Annotated in this window: 21 protein-coding genes and 1 riboswitch; of the genes, 6 read left to right on the top strand and 15 right to left on the bottom strand. The window is 50.0% G+C overall.

The window, feature by feature from the left end:
- Positions 1-734: 734 nt before the first annotated feature.
- Complete coding sequence (locus M3194_RS22960; protein WP_251656413.1) at positions 735-6,461, top strand: carboxypeptidase regulatory-like domain-containing protein; 5,727 nt, start codon at positions 735-737, stop codon at positions 6,459-6,461.
- A gap of 284 nt (positions 6,462-6,745) precedes the next feature.
- Here the strand turns inward: M3194_RS22960 and queF are convergent, their stop codons facing one another.
- The 5 genes from queF to M3194_RS22935 all read right to left on the bottom strand — a co-directional run bounded on the left by queF (position 6,746) and on the right by M3194_RS22935 (position 9,981).
- Complete coding sequence (queF, locus tag M3194_RS22955) at positions 6,746-7,243, bottom strand: preQ(1) synthase (RefSeq protein ID WP_251656412.1); 498 nt, start codon at positions 7,241-7,243, stop codon at positions 6,746-6,748.
- A 21-nt stretch (positions 7,244-7,264) separates the two neighbouring features.
- Positions 7,265-7,993, bottom strand: a complete 729-nt coding sequence (gene queE, locus M3194_RS22950; protein ID WP_251656411.1) for a 7-carboxy-7-deazaguanine synthase QueE — start codon at positions 7,991-7,993, stop codon at positions 7,265-7,267.
- Positions 7,986-8,429: a 6-carboxytetrahydropterin synthase QueD gene (gene queD / locus M3194_RS22945; protein ID WP_251656410.1), complete on the bottom strand. Its 444-nt coding sequence runs from the start codon at positions 8,427-8,429 to the stop codon at positions 7,986-7,988. The genes queE and queD overlap by 8 nt, the downstream gene beginning before the upstream one ends.
- The gene (gene queC, locus M3194_RS22940; RefSeq protein WP_251656409.1) at positions 8,426-9,091 is read right to left on the bottom strand and encodes a 7-cyano-7-deazaguanine synthase QueC; all 666 of its coding nucleotides are present in this window, start codon (positions 9,089-9,091) and stop codon (positions 8,426-8,428) included. Before queC ends, queD begins: the two co-directional genes overlap by 4 nt.
- Positions 9,092-9,185: 94 nt before the next feature.
- Positions 9,186-9,229: riboswitch (PreQ1 riboswitch) on the bottom strand.
- A 74-nt stretch (positions 9,230-9,303) separates the two neighbouring features.
- Entirely contained in the window at positions 9,304-9,981 is a 678-nt protein-coding gene (locus M3194_RS22935) for a sulfite oxidase-like oxidoreductase (protein WP_251656408.1), read from the bottom strand.
- A 234-nt stretch (positions 9,982-10,215) separates the two neighbouring features.
- Here M3194_RS22935 and M3194_RS22930 point away from each other — a divergent pair, with 234 nt between their 5' ends.
- Positions 10,216-11,592: a hypothetical protein gene (locus M3194_RS22930; RefSeq protein WP_251656407.1), complete on the top strand. Its 1,377-nt coding sequence runs from the start codon at positions 10,216-10,218 to the stop codon at positions 11,590-11,592.
- Between the two features lie 46 nt (positions 11,593-11,638).
- Here the strand turns inward: M3194_RS22930 and M3194_RS22925 are convergent, their stop codons facing one another.
- A complete protein-coding gene (locus M3194_RS22925; protein WP_251656423.1) occupies positions 11,639-12,529 on the bottom strand; it encodes a LysR family transcriptional regulator in 891 nt (296 codons plus the stop codon).
- A 126-nt stretch (positions 12,530-12,655) separates the two neighbouring features.
- On the opposite strand from M3194_RS22925, the gene M3194_RS22920 reads away from it, so the two are divergent.
- Positions 12,656-12,970, top strand: coding sequence for an antibiotic biosynthesis monooxygenase family protein (locus M3194_RS22920; RefSeq protein WP_251656406.1), 315 nt, complete (start codon positions 12,656-12,658; stop codon positions 12,968-12,970).
- A gap of 76 nt (positions 12,971-13,046) precedes the next feature.
- Here the strand turns inward: M3194_RS22920 and M3194_RS31505 are convergent, their stop codons facing one another.
- Together M3194_RS31505 and M3194_RS31500 are read right to left on the bottom strand one after the other, a co-directional pair.
- Positions 13,047-13,283: a hypothetical protein gene (locus M3194_RS31505; protein ID WP_311291747.1), complete on the bottom strand. Its 237-nt coding sequence runs from the start codon at positions 13,281-13,283 to the stop codon at positions 13,047-13,049.
- 19 nt (positions 13,284-13,302) lie between these two features.
- Positions 13,303-13,629: a hypothetical protein gene (locus tag M3194_RS31500; RefSeq protein ID WP_311291745.1), complete on the bottom strand. Its 327-nt coding sequence runs from the start codon at positions 13,627-13,629 to the stop codon at positions 13,303-13,305.
- Positions 13,630-13,910: 281 nt separating this feature from the next.
- On the opposite strand from M3194_RS31500, the gene M3194_RS22910 reads away from it, so the two are divergent.
- Genes M3194_RS22910 through M3194_RS22900 form a run of 3 tightly spaced genes read left to right on the top strand, consistent with a single transcriptional unit; the run spans position 13,911 to position 16,476 of the window.
- Positions 13,911-14,888, top strand: coding sequence for an ABC transporter ATP-binding protein (locus tag M3194_RS22910; protein WP_251656405.1), 978 nt, complete (start codon positions 13,911-13,913; stop codon positions 14,886-14,888).
- Positions 14,885-15,688 (top strand): ABC transporter permease, encoded by an 804-nt coding sequence (locus M3194_RS22905; protein ID WP_251656404.1) that lies wholly within the window; start codon positions 14,885-14,887, stop codon positions 15,686-15,688. The genes M3194_RS22910 and M3194_RS22905 overlap by 4 nt, the downstream gene beginning before the upstream one ends.
- A gap of 5 nt (positions 15,689-15,693) precedes the next feature.
- Positions 15,694-16,476, top strand: a complete 783-nt coding sequence (locus M3194_RS22900; RefSeq protein WP_251656403.1) for an ABC transporter permease — start codon at positions 15,694-15,696, stop codon at positions 16,474-16,476.
- Positions 16,477-16,540: 64 nt separating this feature from the next.
- On the opposite strand, the gene M3194_RS22895 is transcribed toward M3194_RS22900, so the two are convergent.
- From M3194_RS22895 to M3194_RS22865, 7 genes are all read right to left on the bottom strand, one after another.
- A complete protein-coding gene (locus tag M3194_RS22895) occupies positions 16,541-17,002 on the bottom strand; it encodes a MarR family winged helix-turn-helix transcriptional regulator (RefSeq protein ID WP_251656402.1) in 462 nt (153 codons plus the stop codon).
- A 70-nt stretch (positions 17,003-17,072) separates the two neighbouring features.
- A complete protein-coding gene (locus M3194_RS22890; protein WP_251656401.1) occupies positions 17,073-17,936 on the bottom strand; it encodes an urease accessory protein UreD in 864 nt (287 codons plus the stop codon).
- A 2-nt stretch (positions 17,937-17,938) separates the two neighbouring features.
- Positions 17,939-18,652, bottom strand: coding sequence for an urease accessory protein UreG (gene ureG, locus M3194_RS22885; protein WP_251656400.1), 714 nt, complete (start codon positions 18,650-18,652; stop codon positions 17,939-17,941).
- A gap of 26 nt (positions 18,653-18,678) precedes the next feature.
- Positions 18,679-19,371 (bottom strand): urease accessory protein UreF, encoded by a 693-nt coding sequence (locus M3194_RS22880; RefSeq protein ID WP_251656399.1) that lies wholly within the window; start codon positions 19,369-19,371, stop codon positions 18,679-18,681.
- Positions 19,372-19,389: 18 nt separating this feature from the next.
- Positions 19,390-21,102, bottom strand: a complete 1,713-nt coding sequence (gene ureC / locus M3194_RS22875; RefSeq protein WP_251656398.1) for an urease subunit alpha — start codon at positions 21,100-21,102, stop codon at positions 19,390-19,392.
- On the bottom strand, positions 21,099-21,467 hold the full coding sequence (locus M3194_RS22870) for an urease subunit beta (RefSeq protein ID WP_251656397.1): 369 nt from the start codon (positions 21,465-21,467) through the stop codon (positions 21,099-21,101). The genes ureC and M3194_RS22870 overlap by 4 nt, the downstream gene beginning before the upstream one ends.
- A 26-nt stretch (positions 21,468-21,493) precedes the next feature.
- Positions 21,494-21,799, bottom strand: coding sequence for an urease subunit gamma (locus M3194_RS22865; RefSeq protein WP_251656396.1), 306 nt, complete (start codon positions 21,797-21,799; stop codon positions 21,494-21,496).
- Positions 21,800-22,088 lie beyond the last annotated feature (289 nt).

Below are 22,088 nucleotides of genomic sequence, written 5' to 3'. Positions count from 1 at the left end.
TATTAGGCACGCCGCCAGCGTTCGTCCTGAGCCAGGATCAAACTCTCCATGAAATGGTGTTTTCATCGTTCGACCGAAACCGATCGACGAAAACCCCTTGGTTGTTTGACTTGCTCAAACTTGTTTTTTCGCTTTTTCCGTTATTTCTAACGGGGCAGTTTTGCTCGTTGTTCAGTTTTCAAAGAACAATTTTTTCAACAACGCGGTGTATCATATCACGTTGTCATTTTCAGTGTCAAGCTTTATTTTTCATCGATTATTAGTTCTAGCAATCAATGAAGTTCAGCTTTCCGTCCTAACCGCTTGTCTCTTGCGGCCGGAATAAGAATGTATCATATTTCGATATAGTAATGCAAGCTTTTTTGCAAAAAAACTTTCTCTTTAATTCTTCCGTCGCCTAGCTAGTCATGTGATTATATCTTTTTAAAAAATCAAAATCTGCGCACAATAACGCCGTTGGGTTATGAAGGAGGTGACAAGATGGCTAAACAACAAGGACATGCAAATAAAAACACGCAAACCAAGTCCTCTGACAAAAAAGGCAATTCTTCCGGCAACAACCATTAAACAAACATTAAGCAGCTTCGAAAACGGCGGTCTTCTGAATGAAGACCGCCGTTTTTTTTTTTCGTTTGCTCCCCTCCTCGCGTACATGCTTCATAATTAGTCGGATTTCATATATATGGAGATAGCATCTGTTATTCAATCTGGTTTAATGGAGGTCCAGCCCTAGCATGCCTTTTCCAAGTAACGCGCAGTTCGTCCCCTTGACGCAAAATAATCTTCCCGTCGTTGATCCTGTTAGCGACGTTTCACCGGACGAGACTGATATTGTCGGAAACGCTCAGTTCCCGGCCGCTTATTACGCGTATGACGGAACTAACGTTTATTTTCGTATGCGCCTGAACGCCGACCCGAGGTTTAAGACCAATTTCCACAACTTTGCATGGGGAGTGTTATTTGATACCGATAACAATCCGGCTACTTATGAATGGGAATTAGTTGTTAACGGATTAGAAAACGAAGTCCAGCTTATCGTCAACACGGTCAAGTTGCCAAATATTATGACAGACCAAGCTGAAGGAACCGATGGCAAAGGGAACCCCAACTACAGTGAAACGATTTGCAACTTTGATATTGCCCGCGCGCAGCCGACGGAAGACGGTTCCCAGCTTGGCAGCTCACCTAATTATTTCCTTGATTTCTTTGTACCTGCGAATACGTTATTTACCCTCCTAGGCATTACCGACCAATCTTCCCTTCGATTCCTGTTCTTCACGGCAACAAATAATAACAACTTTAATAAGGATTTTATCGGTATCGGTCAAACGCTAAGCACCTTGTTTTGCGATCCGGTTACGATTGCCGGAGGCGATGTTAGAGCAGAGCTGTCCGTCACCCAATCGGTTGCTTCATCCTCTACCCCCGTCATTGCCGGCCAGACTTCATCTTTTACAGGAACGATTAGCGTTACGAATACGGGCAGAAGCCAAGCGTCCACTCTTTTCCTCCAGGCTCCGTTCTTATTTGATAAAACCATCTCCCTAACCGTAACTCAAAAATCTCAAGGGACAACCGCATTCAACAGCACAACAAAAAACTTGACCTGGAACATTGGAAACCTGGCTGTAGGAGCAACGACAACCTTGACGTATCAGGCACTGGGCCAATTCAATACTGCCGGTTCCAGAACCGTTGACACGAAAACAATAACCGGAGTCGACAGCTTTACAGGTGAAGCAGTTAGTGCGCCCGCTTCCTCAGCAACGGTATCCGTCGTCGCGATTGGAGGCGTTACCGGGACGATCATTGACAAGTCAACCGGCCTGCCAATCTCAGGCATAACCGTTCAAGCCACAACTGTAATCGGTGGAACAAATGCAGGCCAGACCACCTCTAATGGCGGCGGAGTATACGGATTTCCACAGCTTCCGGTAGGAAGCTATAATCTTACTTTTAGCCTGAACGGCTATCAATCGACAACTGCAACAACTACGGTTGTAGCTGGCATCATCCAGACGGTCAATGTCACCCTCACACCGATTCCTGCCGTCATTCAAGGAACCGTTACAGCGTCGGGCTCCGGTAGTCCTATTTCCGGCGCTATCGTTCATGTAACGGACTCGATTGGGGTATTAGCCGCTCAAACGGTTACTAACGCAGCTGGAGCTTACGTCGTAAACGGGCTAACTCCGGGCTACTACAGGGTCAGCTTGGCAGCGGATCAATTTCAGGCACGGGATTTCCCGGTTACCTTAGCCATAGCGGAGACGCGTATTCTTAATGCGGTCCTATTACCGAACCCGGGCACCGTAACGGGTACGATAACCAATGCGCAAACAGGCGCACCATTAGCAGGAGTACTGGTAGAGGTACTTGATAACCGGAACAGCATTCTCTCTTCTACCTTAACAAATGCTGCAGGCAGTTACATCATTGCCTCGTTGTCCCCTGCAACTAATGACAGGCTTCGCATATCTGCCGATACCTTTGTCGCGCAGGTAATCGGCTTTTCCATCTCGGCAGGGCAAACCAAAGTAGTAAATGCCGCCTTATCCCCTGTTGCCGGGAATCTTACCGGAATTATAACCGACGAGATAACGGGATTACCGCTTGCCGGCGCCAGCATCCGGGTATTTACTGCAGAAGGCATTACCCTGCAGACAACCTCGACGGCAGTTGACGGAAGCTACACCATTCCATCGCTTGCACCTGGCTCCTATTCGATTGTTATCGCAGAAGAAGGTTATGCCGGTCAAACCATTGGAGCCATGATTAATGCGGCTTCTACCACAACTTTAAATGTATCTCTGCAACAGCTTGCCGGCGCCATTACAGGCAGCGTAACCGATTCTACAACTGGAGCGCCGGTTGCCGATTCGATTATCCGGGTGTTCCTGAACAATATAATCGTGGTCAGAGTTGCGTCTTTGGAGGATGGGACCTACGATATCGGCAACCTGGCTCCCGGGAATTATTTTGTAACGATACGGGCAGACGGGTACGGCGGTCAATCCTTTAGCGTAACGGTTAATCCCGGGGAAACGACAACCGAAAACTTCATTTTATTCCCGAATCCCGGCTCCTTAACAGGCGTGGTAACCGACGCTAGCGGCAACCCGATCGTTGGCGCAGTCATTTCACTAAACGTTAACGTTGCGGGAGGAGGTTTATTGCTCACCCGATTTGTGACACAAACGGACGGAAGCTATATTATTGAAAATCTGCTGCCCTTGCAATATCTCGTTACTGCGGCAGCCGTTCCTTACCAAACGACCTTCCAAAGCGTTGCCGTGGCGGCCGATACCAGGTCCACTCTTAATTTCGTATTAAGTCCAAATCCAGGGACCATCAGCGGAACGGTAGTTGATACCAATGGAACGCCCGTTGCGGGAGCAGGTGTCGTTATTAAAATGCAGTCTGGCAACGGTGTATCCATCGCGTCCATTTTCACTGATACAAACGGACACTTTCAGGTAAGCAGCCTTACACCTAGCTTTTATACCGTTTTGGCTACGGCAAACAACTTTCAGACGGCTTCAGCGACAGTAAGCGTGGTGGCGGATGCAACCTCTCCGATTTCCCTTGTACTTCTCCCCGATCCAGGCAGTATTGAGGGTCAAATCGTAGATGCGGCAACTGGCGGTGTTATCCTGGGCGTTGCGGTGACGGTAACCGATAGTAACAACTTCCTTATTGCCTCCCTAATTGCTGATACGAAAAGCGGCTTTCAGTTCGACGGTCTGCCGCCAGGCAGCTACACAGTAGCCGTCCATGCCTTGAATTATAAGGGCGAGGTATTAGGTGCGATTGTGCAATCCAATTCGATCACGCCGGTTAATTTTGCACTAGAGCCGAATCCGGGAACGTTGGTTGGCGAAGTCACTCCGGCTATCGGAGGCGCGCTTATTCAACTGTTTAACAATAACAACATTCTCATCTCGTCTGTATTTACCCAGCCAGACGGGAAGTTTACTTTCATAGGGGAGAAAGTCGGCTCTTATTACGTAACCGCCATTGCGATGGGGTACTCCTCTCAGGTAGCCGGGGCAACCATCCTTGCTGGCCAAACGACAAATGTAACGCTTACTCTTTCACCGAATCCCGGCCAGATTTTGGGCAAGGTTGTTGACCCTGCCGGCATTCCCATTGCAACCGCTGTTGTGAAGGTATTAAACAGCAACGAATCCATTCGCGGTATCGGACCTGCTCAAGGAGACGGTAGCTATGTAATAGACGCGATTCCTGCAGGTCCAAAAACGATTATCGCATCCGCTCCTAACTTCAGTAATTCGGTCAAAGGCGCATTTGTAGATCCGGGAAAAACGGTTACAGACGTCAACTTCGTGCTCACGCCTGACCCAGGAACGATCAGCGGTCAAATAACGGATCAGGTTACCGGATTGATCATTCCAGGCGCCAGCATCGAGATTCGTCTTAACGAAGCCACCGGTTTATCCGTAGCTTCCGCTACAACTACACCGTTTGGCAACTACCAGATTAGCGGCTTGCAGCCCGGATCCTATACCGTTATTGCAAAAGCAAATAATTTCGCTACCGGCACCGTTGGCACAGCCGTCCAAAGCAACGGATCTTCCATTGCCAACCTTGCACTAAATCCATTATTTGGCGCAATTAACGGTATTGTAACCGACACGGTCGGAAATCCGATTGGCGCGAACGATACAAGAATCAAGCTCTACACGAAAGACGGTACTTTGCTCGAGACTGTTTTTGTTGAAATGGATGGCTCCTTCCATATCAGCGGCGTTCCTTCCGGTGAGTATATCATCTCCGTCTCTGCTCCTTTCTTCGAAACAGAAACCGTTGGAATCACCATTCGGGCCGGCAGCACAACCAATGTGCAGCTGCAATTGTCTCCGCAAACCGCTACTATTCTTGGAACGGTAAAAAACAGCCTAACCTCAGCGCCTGTTAGCGGCAGCTTAATTATCATTACGGATGTAGAAGGTCTTCCCGTGGACACAGCTTATACGGATGAAACCGGAAGCTTTGTCATTACCGGTATACCGGCAGGCAACTTTGCCATCTCTGCTATAGCATCCGGCTTCGGTACTGGAATAGCGGCTGTAGTGACACGCAGCGGCCAGAACTCGGTCGCAGGACTGTTCCTTACTCCGCTGCCCGGTCAAGTGGTAGGCTTTGTCAGCGATCTTACAAACGGAGCAAATATCGCGGGGGCGGAAATCCGGATAATGGATGCCTCTTCCGGAGCAACAATCGGAACGGTGTTGAGCGATAATGGCGGTCAATATACTTTCCCGTCACTCGCGCCGGGCAGCTATAAGGCTATTGTAACCGTTGGCGGCTATGCTTCGGAGTTTGGCGGATTTGCAATCGTGGCTGGAGAAACAACCCGCTTCAGCTTTGCCCTGCAGCCATTGCCCGGACGGTTAATCGGCTCTGTCTCAAACAAAGCGACAGGAGCGCCACTCTCTGGCGTTACCATCCAATTACTGCAGTACAACAATTTCGGGCCTGCCCTATCCACCTTATTAACCGATAATAACGGGCTATTTGACCTTGGTGAGGTGGCGGCTACCAACTATGCTTTGACGGCATCCCTGCAAGGATTTATTACCCAGCAATCTTCGACTCTCGTCAATCGCGGGGAAACAACGATCGTAACCTTTGCGCTCATTCAGATCAAAACAGGCGTAGGCGGAACCGTAACGAGCGGGCCAGGAAGGCAGCCTCTGCCAAATACATCAGTTACGATCGTTGATTCCAACGGCGTTGTTGGAGGTAACGGAATTACGGATGGGAATGGTGAATATCTCGTACCGAGTATTCCGGCCGGTGAGCAGACAATCGTTGTAAGCAAAGCTGCAGCAGGCACCAATACAACCGTCATACCAGAAAGCCTAGGCCAAACGCAAAACGCCAATGTAACAGTTACCGCGGCTGCCCAATCGTTCCCGATTACGGGAACCGTCACCAGCAGCTTTAATGCAGCGCCGATTCCAGGATCTGTCGTTCATGTATTGGATGCTTCCACAAAAGTTTCCCTGCTGACCGCTGTTACGGATCTTAACGGCGCTTATACCACAGATCCGGTTGCACCGGGCACGTATACCGTTACGGGATCAGCGCCATCGTACGGCTCTGCAGCCCGTTCAATTGCAACAAATGCGGCATTTGCATCTAGGGCGGATCTGACGCTAAGCGCGGCATTCGGAACGCTGCGGGGAACGATTCGAGACACTTCCGGCAACCCGCTGGATATGGCTCTCGCCGAGATTGTGACAACGAACCGTGAACTGATCCGTCAAATCATCAGCAACAGTAGCGGTCAATATGCATTCACAAATATTGCGGCAGGTGTGCCAACCGCGGAATTCTCCTTCCCCGGCAAGCAAACGGCTATTCGAATGCCGACTATTACCGATGGTCAAACGACGATCCTGGATGTCGTGCTCTTGGACGATGAAGAGGAGTAAGAGGATTAACCGGGGGCGACTGCGCTTTGAATGAGAGAGATTAACCTAGGCGACTGCGCTTTGAATGTTCTTCCGATCGCTGTTGCCTCCGAATTTCTTCATTCCAATCCGCTTTAGCGGTTGAAATTCGGGGGCAAAGGCGAACGCTTCGCTTCTCCAGAATCAATCAAATGCTCCGTCACTCGGTTAATGTAGAGAGGCATAATAGAAGAACCAATCACCGGGTTCTTCTCAAATAAAAAGAACCACGGAAATTAATCCGTGGTTCTTTTTTAACTTCAGTATTATCGATTATCTACCTTTTCCGGGTACATATCGTGATTAAACAGCCTTTGTTCAGCCATTTGCTCGAATTTGGTACCCGGCTTGCCGTAGTTGCAATACGGATCAATCGAGATGCCGCCGCGAGGCGTGAATTTGCCCCATACTTCGATATAGCGAGGCTGCATCAGCTCGATCAGGTCATTCATAATAATGTTCATGCAGTCCTCATGGAAATCGCCATGGTTGCGGAAGCTGAACAGGTACAGCTTGAGCGACTTGCTCTCCACCATTTTAATATCGGGAATATACGAAATATAGATCGTTGCGAAATCCGGCTGGCCCGTCATCGGACACAGGCTTGTAAACTCCGGACAGTTGAACTTGACGAAATAATCCCGGTAAGGGTGTTTGTTATCAAACGCCTCCAGCACGGCAGGCGAATACTCCATCGGGTAACGCGTACCTTGATTGCCAAGCAGGCTGATTCCTTGCAATTCTTCATCTATTCTTCCAGACATTGAACCTTATCTCCTTTCGCCTTACACGCCGCGCTTGTTGCCCCAGACCAGAGCATGAAGCTGCGGCAGCACTCTCACGTTTGTCATATCTTCGCGTTTCATTACTAGATCAATAAGCCATTCATAACGTTCAATCAGCTTTGCCGCTAGCTTCCCGTTATCTCCCTCAATCAGATCGTCATTACCGGTCTGAACAAAAAAAGGCACCTCGGCATAACGGTTATGCACCTCGGCAGCAAAAGCCAGATCCTGCTCGTCAAACACGACAACCTTTAAGCTGAACGGATTTGGCCCGTCGGACAGCTTCGTCACGATCTCGTCAAGCACTTCCCAATTCGTCGTCATGCCGGAGCTTGGCGGCTTCGGCGACAGTGTCAGCTCATCGATATCGATCAGCCAATCCTGCCAGCGGCTGCCCTGCGTCTCAACCGCAACGCGAATCCCTTCGCGGTGCAGCGTATCAACAAGCTCGTCCGCATTCTTGAGCAAGGCCGGATTGCCTCCTGACAACGTGACATGCGAGAAGGTGTTTCCTCCCAGCTCACGAAGCTCTGCTACAATCTCATCGGCAGACAGCATGCGGGTATCCTCTTTCCCCGTGCCGTCCCATGTAAATGCGGAATCGCACCATGAGCAGGAGTAATCACAGCCCGCGGTACGAACAAACATCGTTTTTTGCCCGATAACCATTCCTTCGCCCTGCACGGTTGGCCCGAATATCTCCATGACCGGTATTCGTTTCTCAGCCATGACCGATAACCTTCTTCGGACGGTAGATACAGTAGCTGGTTGGCGTTTCCCTTAAGAATACCTGTACGCAGGTCGCCTTGTTCAGCGTCTCATCCAGAAAGGCTTGAACAATCTCGTAGATCGTACGCGCGACAACCTCCGTTGTTGGAAAACGATTCGGGTCGTTGTTGTCGAACACGTCTTGATGGTCATTCAAATACGTATGGTCAAAGCGGTTATGAATCAGCTTCTTCACCGCTGCAAAGTTCACCAGAAATCCGGAAGAATCCAGCTCATCGCCGGCAATCGTCACGTTGGCAAAGTACGTATGGCCATGCACGCGCGCGCAATGTCCCGCTTCCTCGGAAGGAACGGAATGCGCGGCGGCAAACTGCATGTCTTTGTTTAATTCATATTGAAAGGAATGCTGGACGCTTGGATAAATTTGCTGAATCATACCGATTTGCCCTCCTCTTTGGAGGCCAAGTAACGGTTCAGCCCCTGGCTCCGCAGCTTGCAAGCCGGGCATTCTCCGCAGCCGTCCGCAATCACACCGTTATAGCAGGTTAATGTCTTGGTCCGCACATATTCAAAGGCGCCAAGCTGGTCAGCCAGCTCCCATGTTTCGGCTTTATCCAGCCACATCAGAGGCGTCTCGATAACAAACGGATAATCCATCGACAGGTTAAGCGTTACATTAAGCGATTTGATGAAAATATCCCGGCAATCCGGATAACCGCTGAAATCCGTTTCGCAAACGCCGGTTACAATAGCTCTTGCCCCAATCTGCTTGGCGAGTACCGCCGCAAAGGACAGGAACAATAAGTTACGGCCGTCTACAAATGTAGTTGGAAGGCCGCCTTCCTGCTGCTCGATCTCGATATCCGATCGGGTCAGCGCGTTAGGTGCCAGCTGGTTTAACAGCGACATATCAAGCACATGATGCCGCACTCCAAGCTCGGCTGCGATCTGCGCGGCACATTCCAGCTCGAGCGCATGACGCTGCCCGTAGTTGAAGGTGACCGCTTCCACCTCTTCGTAGCGATCAAGCGCCCAATACAGACAGGTCGTACTATCTTGTCCGCCGCTGAATACGACTACTGCTTTTCCTTTTTTCATCTTCCTTCTCCTCCCTTATATGAGGGAGAGACCCTTCGAACCATACCCTGTACTTCTGTCTCAAAACGAAAAAAATGGAATCAAGAATAGATTCCAGTTCTTAGTTTTTTATAGAGGGAGTTCGCGAACCTCTCCTGAAGCTTCTGCTCCAGCATTTATTCGAATGTACCTACGTACTATACCATATCTCTAGTTATCAGGCTATATACCAATTAATCGAAATCCTTGTGGTACCATTCATCTTCCGGCAAGCCAAGATCCTCGCCGGAGAAACGCTGCTCGCGGAACGGGTCGGCATAGTTATGGAAGCCGTTTCTTTCCCAGAAGCCCGGACGGTCTTCCTTCATAAATTCAATGCCGCGGATCCATTTCGCGCTCTTCCAGAAGTAAAGATGAGGAACAAGAAGACGCAAAGGCCAGCCGTGTTTGCCCGTTAGCGGCTCTCCGTCAAAGCTATGCGCGAGCAAAATATTCTCATGCAGCAAATCATCGAGCGGCAAATTCGTCTCATAGTCCTGATCCGCATGAATCATGACATATTTGGCTTCCGGCTTTACTTGAATCAGCTTCAGCAAATCCGTGAACCGCACGCCTTCCCATTCGGTATCCAGCTTCGACCAGCGGGTAACGCAATGAATATCATTCATCTGTTTAATCTGAGGAAGAGCCATGATCTGCTCGTATGTAAAGGTTTGTTCCTCTTCCACCTCGCCAAATACACGCAAGGTCCATTGCGACATATCGTACTCCGGCACTTCTCCCTCATGCAGGATCGGGAATCGGTCCGTTGTGGTTTGGCCTGGCGGCACGCGGTGAGCCAGCTCAGGCGCGACATTCGCCTTAAGCGCAGGAGCCTTCTTCAAACGTTCGGCTTTCTTACTCGTATTCATGTTGTTCCAAGCCTCCTAATAAGAATGATCACGCAAACAGCTATGCTTAGACTGTTCATATGATTCTTGCCTCGTAAGCATACGCTTATTGTTCTTCTATTCTACTATAAGATATCGGACAAGACTTATGGCGTAAAACTATTGACACCATATTGTAACAATGATAATATTTCCATGCAATTCCGAGTGGATTAATGGTATTAATAATACATTTTATGCTTATGGAGGTTTTGAATGATGAAATTTCGCACCAAATGGCTTTTATCCGGATCATTAGCTTTATCTCTGCTGTTCTCTGCAGCCCTGCCGCTCTCGGCAGCCGAAGCCGCTGCTGTTCCACCATCCGTGGCCTTGCAATCCGCGTCATCCGCTTCAGCAGAATACGAGTTGTTCCTGCAAGAGAAATACGGCATCACCTTCCAATCAGGCTCGGTTACGAAAGGACAATTCCTTCAGCAGGTAGCCAAAATCCTTAAGCTTGGCTCCCCAGAGTCCAAGCCGGCTTTCACCGACCTTAATGCCGACAGTCCTTATTATACATCCGCGGCAGCTTTATATGAGCAAGGAATAATTACTTCATTAAAAATAGATGCGAACCAGCCTCTCCAGGCGACCAGCGCGCTCTATATCGCCGTCAAAGCCGCAGGACTTGCCGAGCTTGCCCATTCTTATCCGCAAAGCAAAACAACCGCCGCGCTTAAGCAAATCGGCTACTCGCCAGCAGGCTTAAGCTTGTCTGCCGCACAAGAGCTTGCAACAGCTGTACATACCGGACTGCTCCCGTCTTCGTTCTATAAAGAGGTAAAAGGCAAAGCTTCGTCCTCGGACCTCGCAGAAGCCCTTCTTGTGCAGATCCTTTCCATTAAAGGAGAATACAAGCATTATATCGGATATACTTCCGATGCTGATATTTACGGCAAACTGGCAGATGCCTACAACACGTCAGACATCATTCAGTCCCCTGAGCTGCAAACGGTTGTTGATGCTGCCCTGAAGCAAAATCTCGTTACCGGCTATAACCTGAAGGACAACCGTTATGACGCCAACTTCGTCGAATCGTTATCCCTGACCTACGGGCATGACAATCTGAAGCATGCGGTTCAACTGATTGGTCTGCTCCGCAGCGAAGGGATTCGCGCTAAAGTGCAATTCGAGCCTAAAACTTCAGCCTTCATCTATTTGAAGGAATGGGGAGAGCCTGTCCAATCGGACAATTATAAAGTCGTGCAAATCGAGAACGGCAACTATATTGCGTATTCCAAAGAATATGATTTGAAATTCGAGTTTGCCAATGCGGCAGACAAAGCCCGCTTCCAACCGGTTATCCTGCAATATGCGAAGAAAAACAGCGAGAATCAGACCGGTCTTATCGCCAGCTCCTGGTGGCAGCCGCTTTACTATTCCGCAACCAAACTGGATGACTATATCCAAATTACGAATAACAAAATTACAGGCGCCGGCCACTACTACGCTCAGTCCTTCTCGTTAAACGAGCCATCAGCAGCAATCGTAGAAGGGTTCAAGAAGCTGGGTACCGGTCTTAACATTCAGTCCTATCCGATCTGGGTAGACAAACCATTCTTCAACTACTTGAACGGTGAACCTCTATAAAAGCAAGAAGCCGTGCGGATTTAATACCTGCACGGCTTTCTTTTGTCTATTGCGGTATTCTCCCAACCGACTGCGCGAACCATTCTTCTATAAAGGCCATTAGTTTTTTAGCCGCCGGAGAGACGGTTTTAAAAGAAGCGGCAGCAATCCCTATGGAGCGATAATACTCTCCCTCCAACGGACGGGTTATCACATTACCGGGCAGTTGGGATAAAATCATTTCCGGAAGAATGCTTATTCCTAAATTGCTCTGAACCATGGCGATGATAGCATGGTCATCCTCTAGTTCAAACTTGATGTTGGGTTTGAGTTTGTTTGCCGTGAATATGCGGTTTATGTCCGTATCGCAGCCCGCAACCGGCATAATAAACGGTTCAGCCTTGACCTGCTCTAAACGGATCGCCTGCTGATGACAGAGGGGATGCTCGGAACTCAGCACGCACATCATTCTATCTTGATGAAGCGGAATGACTCCGAATCCCTCAACCGAAGGCAAATTAACAAATCCAAAATCAGCTGCTCCGCTTGCTATCCATTCCTCTATTTCATAATAGTTGCCGTCAAGCAGCTTCAAGTCGATTTGAGGATGGAGATTCTGAAACTTTTTCATTATTTGGGGTAACCATTGGATAGATATGCTAGAAAAAGTACCAATCTTCACCATTCCCGCTTCAATGCCTTTGATTGCGGCAATCTCTTGATTGAGCTGTTCATTTACCCGAAGGATTTCCCGGATATGCGGAATTAAATGCTCTCCGTTGTTCGTGAGCCGGATCCCGGATCTGTTTCTTATGAGCAGACTTAGCCCAAACTCAAGCTCTAAGCTGGAAATCGCGTGACTGATGGCCGATTGCGTCAGACTTAACAGCTCTCCCGCTTTTGTCAGGCTTCCAACCTCAACCACCTTGCTGAAAATCCGGTATTTATCCAAACTCATTGTTGTCACCAGCCATAAATGAGATTTATTCATGCTAAACATTACAAACATTCATTTTATTAATTCAAATATTAATAGTATAGTCTTAATTATACAACTACATTTCATAAAAGAGGCGTGATGAAGATGACACATGAAACGAAAGAACCGTATTATGCCGTTATTTTCTCAAGTCAGCGAACGAACGGGGATAACGGTTACAGCCTCATGGCTGAGAAGATGGAGCAGCTTGCCGCGGATCAGCCTGGCTTCTTGGGCGTGGAAGGCGTTAGAGATGCTCTCGGAGCAGGCATTACGATCTCCTATTGGGAGAGCTTGGAGGCTATCGGCAATTGGAAGCAGAATCAATTGCATCAAGCCGCCCAACAGAAAGGCAAGCAAGTATGGTACCAAAATTATCAAATCAAAATTTGCAAGGTTGAGCGGGAATATTGGTTTTAACTAAGCCATCCGTTACATCATATCCGCGAAAAAAAACGCTTAGCTGGGCAGTCAGCTAAGCGTTTTTGAGTTTACCTTAATCTTTTACATCCAGCATTTGAAAGAGCAATTCTTTATGAAGGTTGGAGAGCCCGAGCAAAGCAAACTCGCCGCGCTTGATCATTTCAGCGAGCTTATCTGATTCTTTCCATGCTAAATCGTACAGCTCCCTGCCTATAACTCCGCTATTATAAGCTTGTTCGATTTCCGCGGCATCTTTCTCCATTAGTTCGCCGGATGGCAAGACAATAAGATCCAAGAATAAATCGTCCATCCATGGCACATTATTCTCGCTAATCTATGTACCATTGAACGATATGACCCTTTGCATCAAACATGGTTGTTACGGAGTGGTTTTTCCCTGAAGGGAACTGCTGCAGCCATTGATAGCCATCATCAACAATACAAATCTGTTTTCCCTCATAATTGACAAACAAAGGCTCTGATACCTTAACAATCCGCAAGAGTGTTACATAGCCTTTGAAATCATCTGAGCCGATATAAGATTGGGCATATTGCCTGGCCAAAACTCGTTTCCAATCCGAACGGTCGCCAAACTTCCTTTTTAACATTCGTCTCCCCACTGCCCCCTCTGAATGATCTCTTTTCAATGTAGACAATGCTGAATGACTCCTTGGACAATAAAAAAAGCCCGCATATGCACAGGGCAATATACAAGGCGTTATGTACGATTTAATTAAAAACTACATAATCAATAATTTAAGAAGAAAAACTATCTTCCCCAAAAAAAGATTCAAAGCTATTTGGGCCATTTCATAGATACCCTCGAGCTCTATAATAGTATTATATCCTGGATTTTATTATAAGTCTATACTTTTTTGGATATTCCCGGTATATTTTTTTCCTGCACTATAAATCACTCGTAAGGAGGCTTATCTCGATGATAGAGCTGCAAGGAATTAACAAGTCATTCAAGGTCGCACGGCGGACTGCCGGATTCGGTCAAGCGGTCAAAGCATTATTCGCCCGTGAGCATACGATTGTAGAGGCACTCCACAACATCTCTTTCGATATCTCTCCCGGAGAGATTGTGGGTTATATCGGACCAAACGGTGCCGGCAAATCAACCACGATTAAAGTCATGAGCGGCATTCTCGTTCCGGACAGCGGAATCTGCCAAATCCTCGGCTACACGCCTTGGCAGGATCGTACCTCTTATGTTCGGAACATCGGCGTCGTCTTCGGACAACGAACCCAGCTCTGGTGGGATGTTCCCGTTATTGATTCCTTCGGGCTCCTGCGCGATATTTATAAAATTCCAAGCGCTGTCTATCGGGAGAACCTCACCTTGCTGACCGAGTCGCTTGCGCTTAGCGACATTCTCCAGACACCTGTAAGACAGCTCAGTCTAGGCCAGCGCATGCGGTGCGAGATTGCAGCTTCCCTCCTGCACAACCCGCAGATTCTGTTCCTCGATGAGCCAACGATTGGACTTGACGCGAACAGCAAGATTGCCGTACGCCAGTTCATCAAGACGATTAACAAGGAACGAGGCGTCACGGTCATTCTGACTACTCACGATATGAACGATATTGAAGCGTTGGCAGACCGGATACTGATGATCGGGAAAGGAACGCTTCTCTACGACGGAACGCTGGTCGATCTGCGCAGCCGGTTCGGTTCGAAGCGCATCGTCACCATCGACTACCACGAGCATGCCGAGCCGGTTGATGTCGAAGGAACCAGCTGCCTTTCGTGGACGCCGGAACGCGCCGTGTACAGCGTTGATATCGACGATGTTCCCGTCGCCAGCATCATCGCAAAGCTGTCGGAGCAAATCGAGCTCGTTGATATCGGGATCGGGACAACGCCAGTCGAAGAGCTTATCTTGGAGCTCTATAAGGAGCATCAGATATGAACCCCTACCTTTCGGTTCTGAAGCTGCGGTTCATAAGCGGTCTCCAATATCGCGCGGCTGCGCTTGCCGGCATGGCCACCCAGCTGTTCTTCGGTTTAATCTTCATCATGGTGTACGTCGCTTTCTACGCGAACAGCACGGCCGAGCCGTCCATGTCGCTCGAGCAGCTGGCTACCTATGTATGGCTGCAGCAAATCTTCCTCGCCTTCGTCATGCTCTGGTTCAGAGACAACGAGATCTTCCAGCTCATTACGAGCGGCAATATCGCCTACGAGCTGTGCAGGCCGTGCGGAATCTACTCCTTCTGGTATGCCAAGCTGCTCGCCCAGCGGCTGTCGAGCGCAATCCTGCGCTGCTTCCCGATTCTTCTGATCGCTTTTTTTCTGCCGGCTCCTTACAATTTATCATTGCCGCCCGAGGGAACTACCTTTGTATTATTCCTCCTGACGCTGCTGCTTGGTCTCGCCGTTAATGTAGCCATCTCGATGTTCATATATATCTCCGTCTTCTGGACCATGTCCCCTGTTGGGTCAACGCTTATTATCGCGGTTATAGGGGAATTTCTCTCCGGCATGATTATCCCGATTCCCCTGATGCCGGAATGGCTGCAGAACATCACCTATGCACTGCCCTTCCGCTGGACGGCAGATTTTCCGTTTCGCGTGTATTCGGGACAGATCTCGCAAACGGAAGCCCTCTGGGGCATCCTCATCCAGTTAATATGGCTTGCAATCTTAATCGTCCTCGGCCGTTGGTGTCTGCGGCGGGCTCTTCGACAAGTTGTTGTACAAGGAGGTTAACCGGAATGCATTTGTATTTAAAGTATGTATGGATCCTGTTCAAATCCCAGACCCAGTACCGACTATCCTTCTGGATGCTGGCCTTGGGGCAGGCGCTTACTCCACTAACCGTGTTCGCCGGGCTGTACTTCATGTTCGCGCAGTTTGGCCAGGTAAAGGGCTGGAGCTTCTACGAAGCGGCGCTTTGCTATGCCATTATCGGTCTTAGCTTCGCGCTTGCCGAGACATTCGCCCGCGGCTTCGACATGTTCTCGACTCTGGTTACGAGCGGCGATTTCGACCGGCTGCTCGTCCGGCCCCGCAGCACGATTCTGCAAGTGCTCGGCAGCCGGTTTGAATTCGCTCGGCTTGGACGCATGCTGCAAAGCTTGATCGTCCTGATCTGGTCGCTGAATAAGCTGCCGCTTGCACTGACAGCGCCAAAGCTTTTTACTCTCACTCTTATGATTGTATGCGGCATGTTAATCTTCACCGGCATTTTTATTGCCACTGCCTCGCTAAGCTTCTGGACGATCCAAGGTCTGGAGGTAGCCAACGTCTTCACCGACGGCGGCCGGGAAATGGCGAAATATCCGCTGTCCATCTATGAGAAATGGGTTGCCTACTTCTTCACCTTCGTTATTCCGCTCGGCTGCGTCAATTATTTGCCTCTTCTCTACGTCCTTGGCCGCACAAGCGGCAGTAACATCCTCTATATGCTGTCCCCGCTGGCCGGGATCGTCTTCTTCCTGCCCTGCTTGTTCATGTGGCATATCGGCGTCCGCCATTACCGCTCAACGGGATCGTAATCCAATCATCCAGCAGCCAATGAAAAAGGTCTGCCCCATGCTGGGGGCAGACCTTTTTCATTGGCTATTCTTCAGCCGCTTCACTCTTCGGATCCAGATTCGCTGCCATCCGGATGAAGATATCCGTTGCTTTCTCGACATCGTCAAGCTCAAAGCCGTCATACAACTTAAACATGATGCGCTCACGCATTTCCATCACTTGATCCACCAGCTTGCGGCCTTCGTCCGTCACGCTTAACATGACAATCCGCCGGTCGTACTCGCTTCGGGAACGCTCCACATAGCCAAGGTCGATCAGCCGGTCTGAAATCCCCGTTACTGCGCCGCTTGTAATACGAAGCCATTCTGCCATGGCAGATGCCTTCTGCGGCCCATGCTGAGCCAGAATAATAACCATCTTGCCTTCCGTCATTCCCAGGCCATGAACATTAAACCGGTTATATTCCGCATTAATCAGCCTGCGCAGCTTACGGAATACATCATCCAACTCTCTTAATTTCTGCAGCATCTCTTGGTCCAGGTCCATCCATCCACCCTCGCTAATACATTCATATCTATTAATATACCGTGTTTTGAACGTACAGCCAAGTCCAGGCTTAAGAATAAAGCAAATCAAGCGGTTCTTTGCCTAGAACGCTTCTTCTTGCGCCATGCCAGAGGAATCGCATCGCCTCCTGCAGCGGCCACGCCGCCGTTGAAGCAGCCGTCGCAACTAGTCCGTAGCGCTGTGTCTCCGACAAGCCGACTATAACCGGATGCGTTCCATAAGAAGGAAGCTCCTGGGTCAGCTGCTTCATGGCTTCAATCTGCGAAGCCGTTAAGCGGTCGGTAAACAAACAAAAGGTCGCCATATGCGTCATCTGTTCCCAGCAGCCCGGAGCCTTAAGCTTCTGCTTGCCCGGTATAATACGCTGCCGCTGGGCAAAAATCAGATCGCCTCCGTAGTAGACCGATATGCTGTTACGGAGCTCCGAGTAAAGAAACTGCTCTTGGCGCAAAGTCCGCCCGGGGCATAAGATATCGGCTTGCATCCATACGGAGCCTTGTCCAAGATACACATTTGTTTCGCTATGCAGCCTGGCTTCTTTATACAGCATGACCGGCTCCGGCATATGCTCGATAACTGCTTGATCGCCAAGACGAAAGGTCTGGCTAATCGATGAACCGATCGGCCTGCCTTCTAACGGACTGGGATGAACCTTCATATAAGACTGGGTAGTGATATAGGTTTGTGCGTAGCGATGCGCCTGCCATTCCAGCTCGTAACGGTCACCGGCCAGAAGACCGGGAGACGCGTCCATCACGATAACGCCGAGCTGTTCTTTAAGCGGAAAACTCTTGGCAATCTTAATGGGCGAAGTATGATATTTATCCGCGATCCGCGTTGCGTCTTCCGCAAAATGAAAGGAAGCGCGCAGTACAGACGTCCGTACCGCGCGCTCTTCCTGCAATCCCGCCATTCTTAATGCTTATGCGGCATCGAGCCAAGCTGCACGATATGCGAATGCGCTTCGCCCCGCGCATGCGCAAGCTCATGCTCCAGCCAGCCGACAATCTCGGCAACGCCATCGCCGCCAAACATATTGGAGAACACAAACGGACGGTCGCCGCGCATCCGCTTCGAATCCGCATCCATGACTTCCAGACTTGCCCCGACATAAGGAGCAAGGTCAATCTTATTAATGACTAGCAGATCGGAACGCATAATGCCGGGACCACCTTTGCGGGGAATTTTCTCTCCTTGGGCAACGTCAATTATATAGATGAAGAGATCCACCAGCTCCGGACTAAAAGCAGCTGCAAGATTGTCGCCGCCGCTCTCGATAAAGATCAGGTCCAGCTTCTCGAACCGCCGCTGCAGCTCTTCAATCGCTTCGAAATTCATGGACGCATCCTCCCGGATGGCCGTATGCGGACAGCCGCCGGTCTCTACTCCCAGAATGCGCTCCTCGGGAAGCACTCCCGTATTGACGAGAATCCGCGCGTCTTCCTTCGTATAAATGTCATTTGTAATGACCGCAACGCTGTATTTCTCGTGCAGCTCCCGCGACAACCGCTCAACTAAAGCCGTTTTGCCCGAACCCACCGGTCCTCCGATTCCGATCCGGATTGGACGCGATGCGTCAAACTCCGGCTTCTCCCATTCCTTATGCGTATGACCTTGTCCTTGGCACATATTCTTTCCCCGCTTTCTTCTGATGGTTATGACATAAATAAACGAGAATACAGCCCTTCATGCCGGATCATCGCAAGCTCTGCTATCGGCATATTGGAGTAAGCTTCTTCCGGCTCCATCGTTTGCGCTTCAGCAGCTGCTTCGGGCGTCAACATCGAGAGTCTCGCGATAAGCGACTGTCCCTCCGTCTGCCCGATCGACATCAGCCTGAGAGCGCTGTTCACGCAAGTAATAATACAGGTATATAAATATCCCTGGATAGCCTGCTCCTCATCAATGCCAAGTTCCCAGCAAATAAAGCCATGAACCAGCGGATGCGTAACCTGACACTCCCCGCGCCGTGAGGCTTCATGTAATGGAGACCAATCGTACTGGGGGAATACGGCCGCCGCAAGCTGCAGAAGGCGGCGCCCCATCTTTTCTATGCCAATTCTTGTTTCTGCCGCTATTCGCTGTGCATGCACGAGCCGCTCAATGGCAAATAAACGGTTCCATTCCTCCAGCGGAGCATCCCGGTACACGGCCCGAATAATCATCGCATCCGAGGTCGCCCAGCTTTGCATCATCATAACCGACGCATAATCGTACAGCTGGCCGCTATGAACAATCCGCCCCTCCTGCACCATCGTCTCGAGGCCAAACGAATGAGAAAACCCTCCTATCGGCAGGGCAGAGTCCAATAATTGCTGTATCGCCAGCCAAGCCGCAGGTTGACCCATCCGTTAACCGCCCCTTCCTCAAAATAAAAAGTAGCGCTGAGCCATCGGCAGCGACTGCGCAGGCTCGCAGGTGACATGCTCCCCGTCGACCGTTACCCGGTAGGTCTCCGGATCAACCTCGATAAGCGGGGTTGCATCATTATGGATCATGTCCTTCTTCGTGACGGACCGGCAGCCCTTTACCGGCTCAACCCGCTTCTGCAGGCCAAGCTGTTGGTCGATACCAAGGTCAAATGCGGCTTGCGAGACAAACGTAATCGAGCTGCTGAGCACCGCCTTGCCGAATGAAGCAAACATCGGCCGCCCAAACACAGGCTGAGGAGTTGGAATGGAAGCATTGGGATCCCCCATCTGAGCATAGGCAATACTGCCGCCCTTCAGCACCAAATCAGGCTTGACGCCAAAAAACATCGGCTGCCAAAGAACCAGATCGGCGAACTTCCCCACCTCAACGGACCCGACCAAATGGGAAATGCCATGCGTGATTGCAGGATTAATCGTGTATTTCGCCACATAACGCTTGATACGGAAGTTGTCGCTCACCGTGTCTGGCGATAACGGCCCGCGCTGCTGCTTCATTTTATCCGCAGTCTGCCACGTTCGAATGATGACTTCGCCAACTCTCCCCATCGCTTGGGAATCCGAGCTGATCATGCTGAAGACGCCCATATCATGCAAAATATCCTCCGCGGCAATCGTCTCCGGACGAATCCGAGAATCCGCAAACGCCACATCCTCCGGAATTCGGCTGTCCAGGTGATGGCAGACCATCAGCATATCCAGATGCTCCTCAATCGTATTAATCGTAAAAGGCCTTGTCGGATTCGTGGAGGAAGGCAGGACGTTCATCTCCCCTGCCGCGACGATAATATCGGGTGCATGACCGCCGCCGGCACCTTCCGTGTGATAAGTATGTATGGTGCGTCCGCCAATTGCGCTCAGCGTATCCTCAACAAAACCCGCTTCATTAAGCGTATCCGTATGAATGGCAACCTGAATATCGTATTGATCCGCAGCCTTTAAGCATGCATCAATCGCCGCAGGCGTTGTCCCCCAGTCTTCATGAAGCTTCAGTCCGATCGCTCCCGCTTCAATCTGCTCAATGAGCGGCGCCGTGAAAGATGCATTCCCTTTCCCCGTAAAGCCAAGGTTCATCGGAAAATGCTCCGCCGCCTCCAGCATCCTGCGCATATGCCAGGCACCGGGCGTAACCGTAGTCGCATTGGTTCCCGTTGCGGGTCCGGTGCCTCCGCCAATCATCGTAGTGACCCCGGAGGACAGTGCTGTCTCGATCTGCTGCGGACATATGAAATGGATATGGGCATCAATGCCGCCTGCCGTAACGATTTTCCCTTCGCCGGCAATCAACTCGGTACTAGCGCCAGCTATCATGCCGGGCGTCACTCCATCCATAATATCCGGATTTCCCGCTTTGCCGATGCCAACAATAGAACCGTCCTTGATGCCGATATCCGCCTTCACAATTCCCCAATGATCTATAATGACCGCATTCGTAATGAGAGTATCAAGCACCCCTTCATCGCGCAGAGCGCCGCTCGACTGCCCCATGCCGTCGCGAATGACTTTACCGCCGCCAAACTTGCATTCGTCGCCATATACGGTATAGTCCACCTCAATCTCTGCCCAAAGCCCGGTATCCGCCAGCCTTACCGCATCGCCCGTTGTTGGCCCAAACATCGCGGCATATTTTTCTCTGTCGATGACACTCATCCGTCTTCCCCTTTCCATGAAATGAGGCGTGCCCGGACTTCCTCGGACATAAGGCCCGCTTCCGCCTTCCCTTGCGAAAGTCCGTTTAACCCGTAGGACAGCTTGGCACCGCCAAGCTCAACCAGCGTAACCGGCTTTTCTTCCCCCGGCTCGAACCGGATCGCCGTACCCGCCGGTATATGAAGGCGCATGCCAAATGCCGCTTCGCGGTCAAACGATAAGGCACGATTTACTTCGAAAAAATGAAAATGAGAGCCTACCTGAATGGGCCGGTCACCTGTATTTACGACGATGGTCTTTAACGTGCGCCGCCCGGCGTTCAGCACAATGGAGCCTGGCGTAATTCTGTATTCCCCTGGAATCATACAAGCTTCCCTCCTTAGCCCGAGGCCTAACTGGAGATCGGGTGATGGATCGTAATCAGCTTTGTTCCGTCCGGAAAGGTAGCTTCCACCTGAACCTCGCGGATCATTTCCGCAATTCCGCCCATCACGTCATCGCGTTTCAACACCTTTGTTCCGTATTCCATTAATTCCGCAACGGTCTTTCCGTCTCGGGCGCCTTCCATGATCTCGGAGGTAATGAGCGCCACGCTTTCCGGATAGTTCAGCTTTAGTCCGCGGTTCAGCCGTCTTCTCGCCAAATCTGCTGCAATCGTAATAAGGAGCTTCTCCTTCTCGCGTTCAGTCAGCTGCATGCTATCACCTCTCCCAAGTGTATTAGTTACATTATAGACAGCTGTCCGTTTGAAGTAAATGGGATTATGTTAGGTAATATGACATATAAGTTTTTGTTCTTATCGAAATAGACCCGCATATTTCGACAAATGTTACTTTAATTTCACATAATGATGTCGTGTTTTTGTTTTTTTCATCGAATTAAAATGCCAACACAACATAACAAATCCTTTGCGACGACTTAGCAAGACAGAGGAGGGCGTTGTCCTGTCGAATAAATAAAGAAACAGCGGTACAGGATTATTTCCT

Source organism: Paenibacillus glycanilyticus, assembly GCF_023715145.1.
GTDB classification, from domain to species: Bacteria; Bacillota; Bacilli; order Paenibacillales; family Paenibacillaceae; genus Pristimantibacillus; species Pristimantibacillus glycanilyticus_A.
This window is presented reverse-complemented; position numbering and strand designations above follow the sequence as displayed.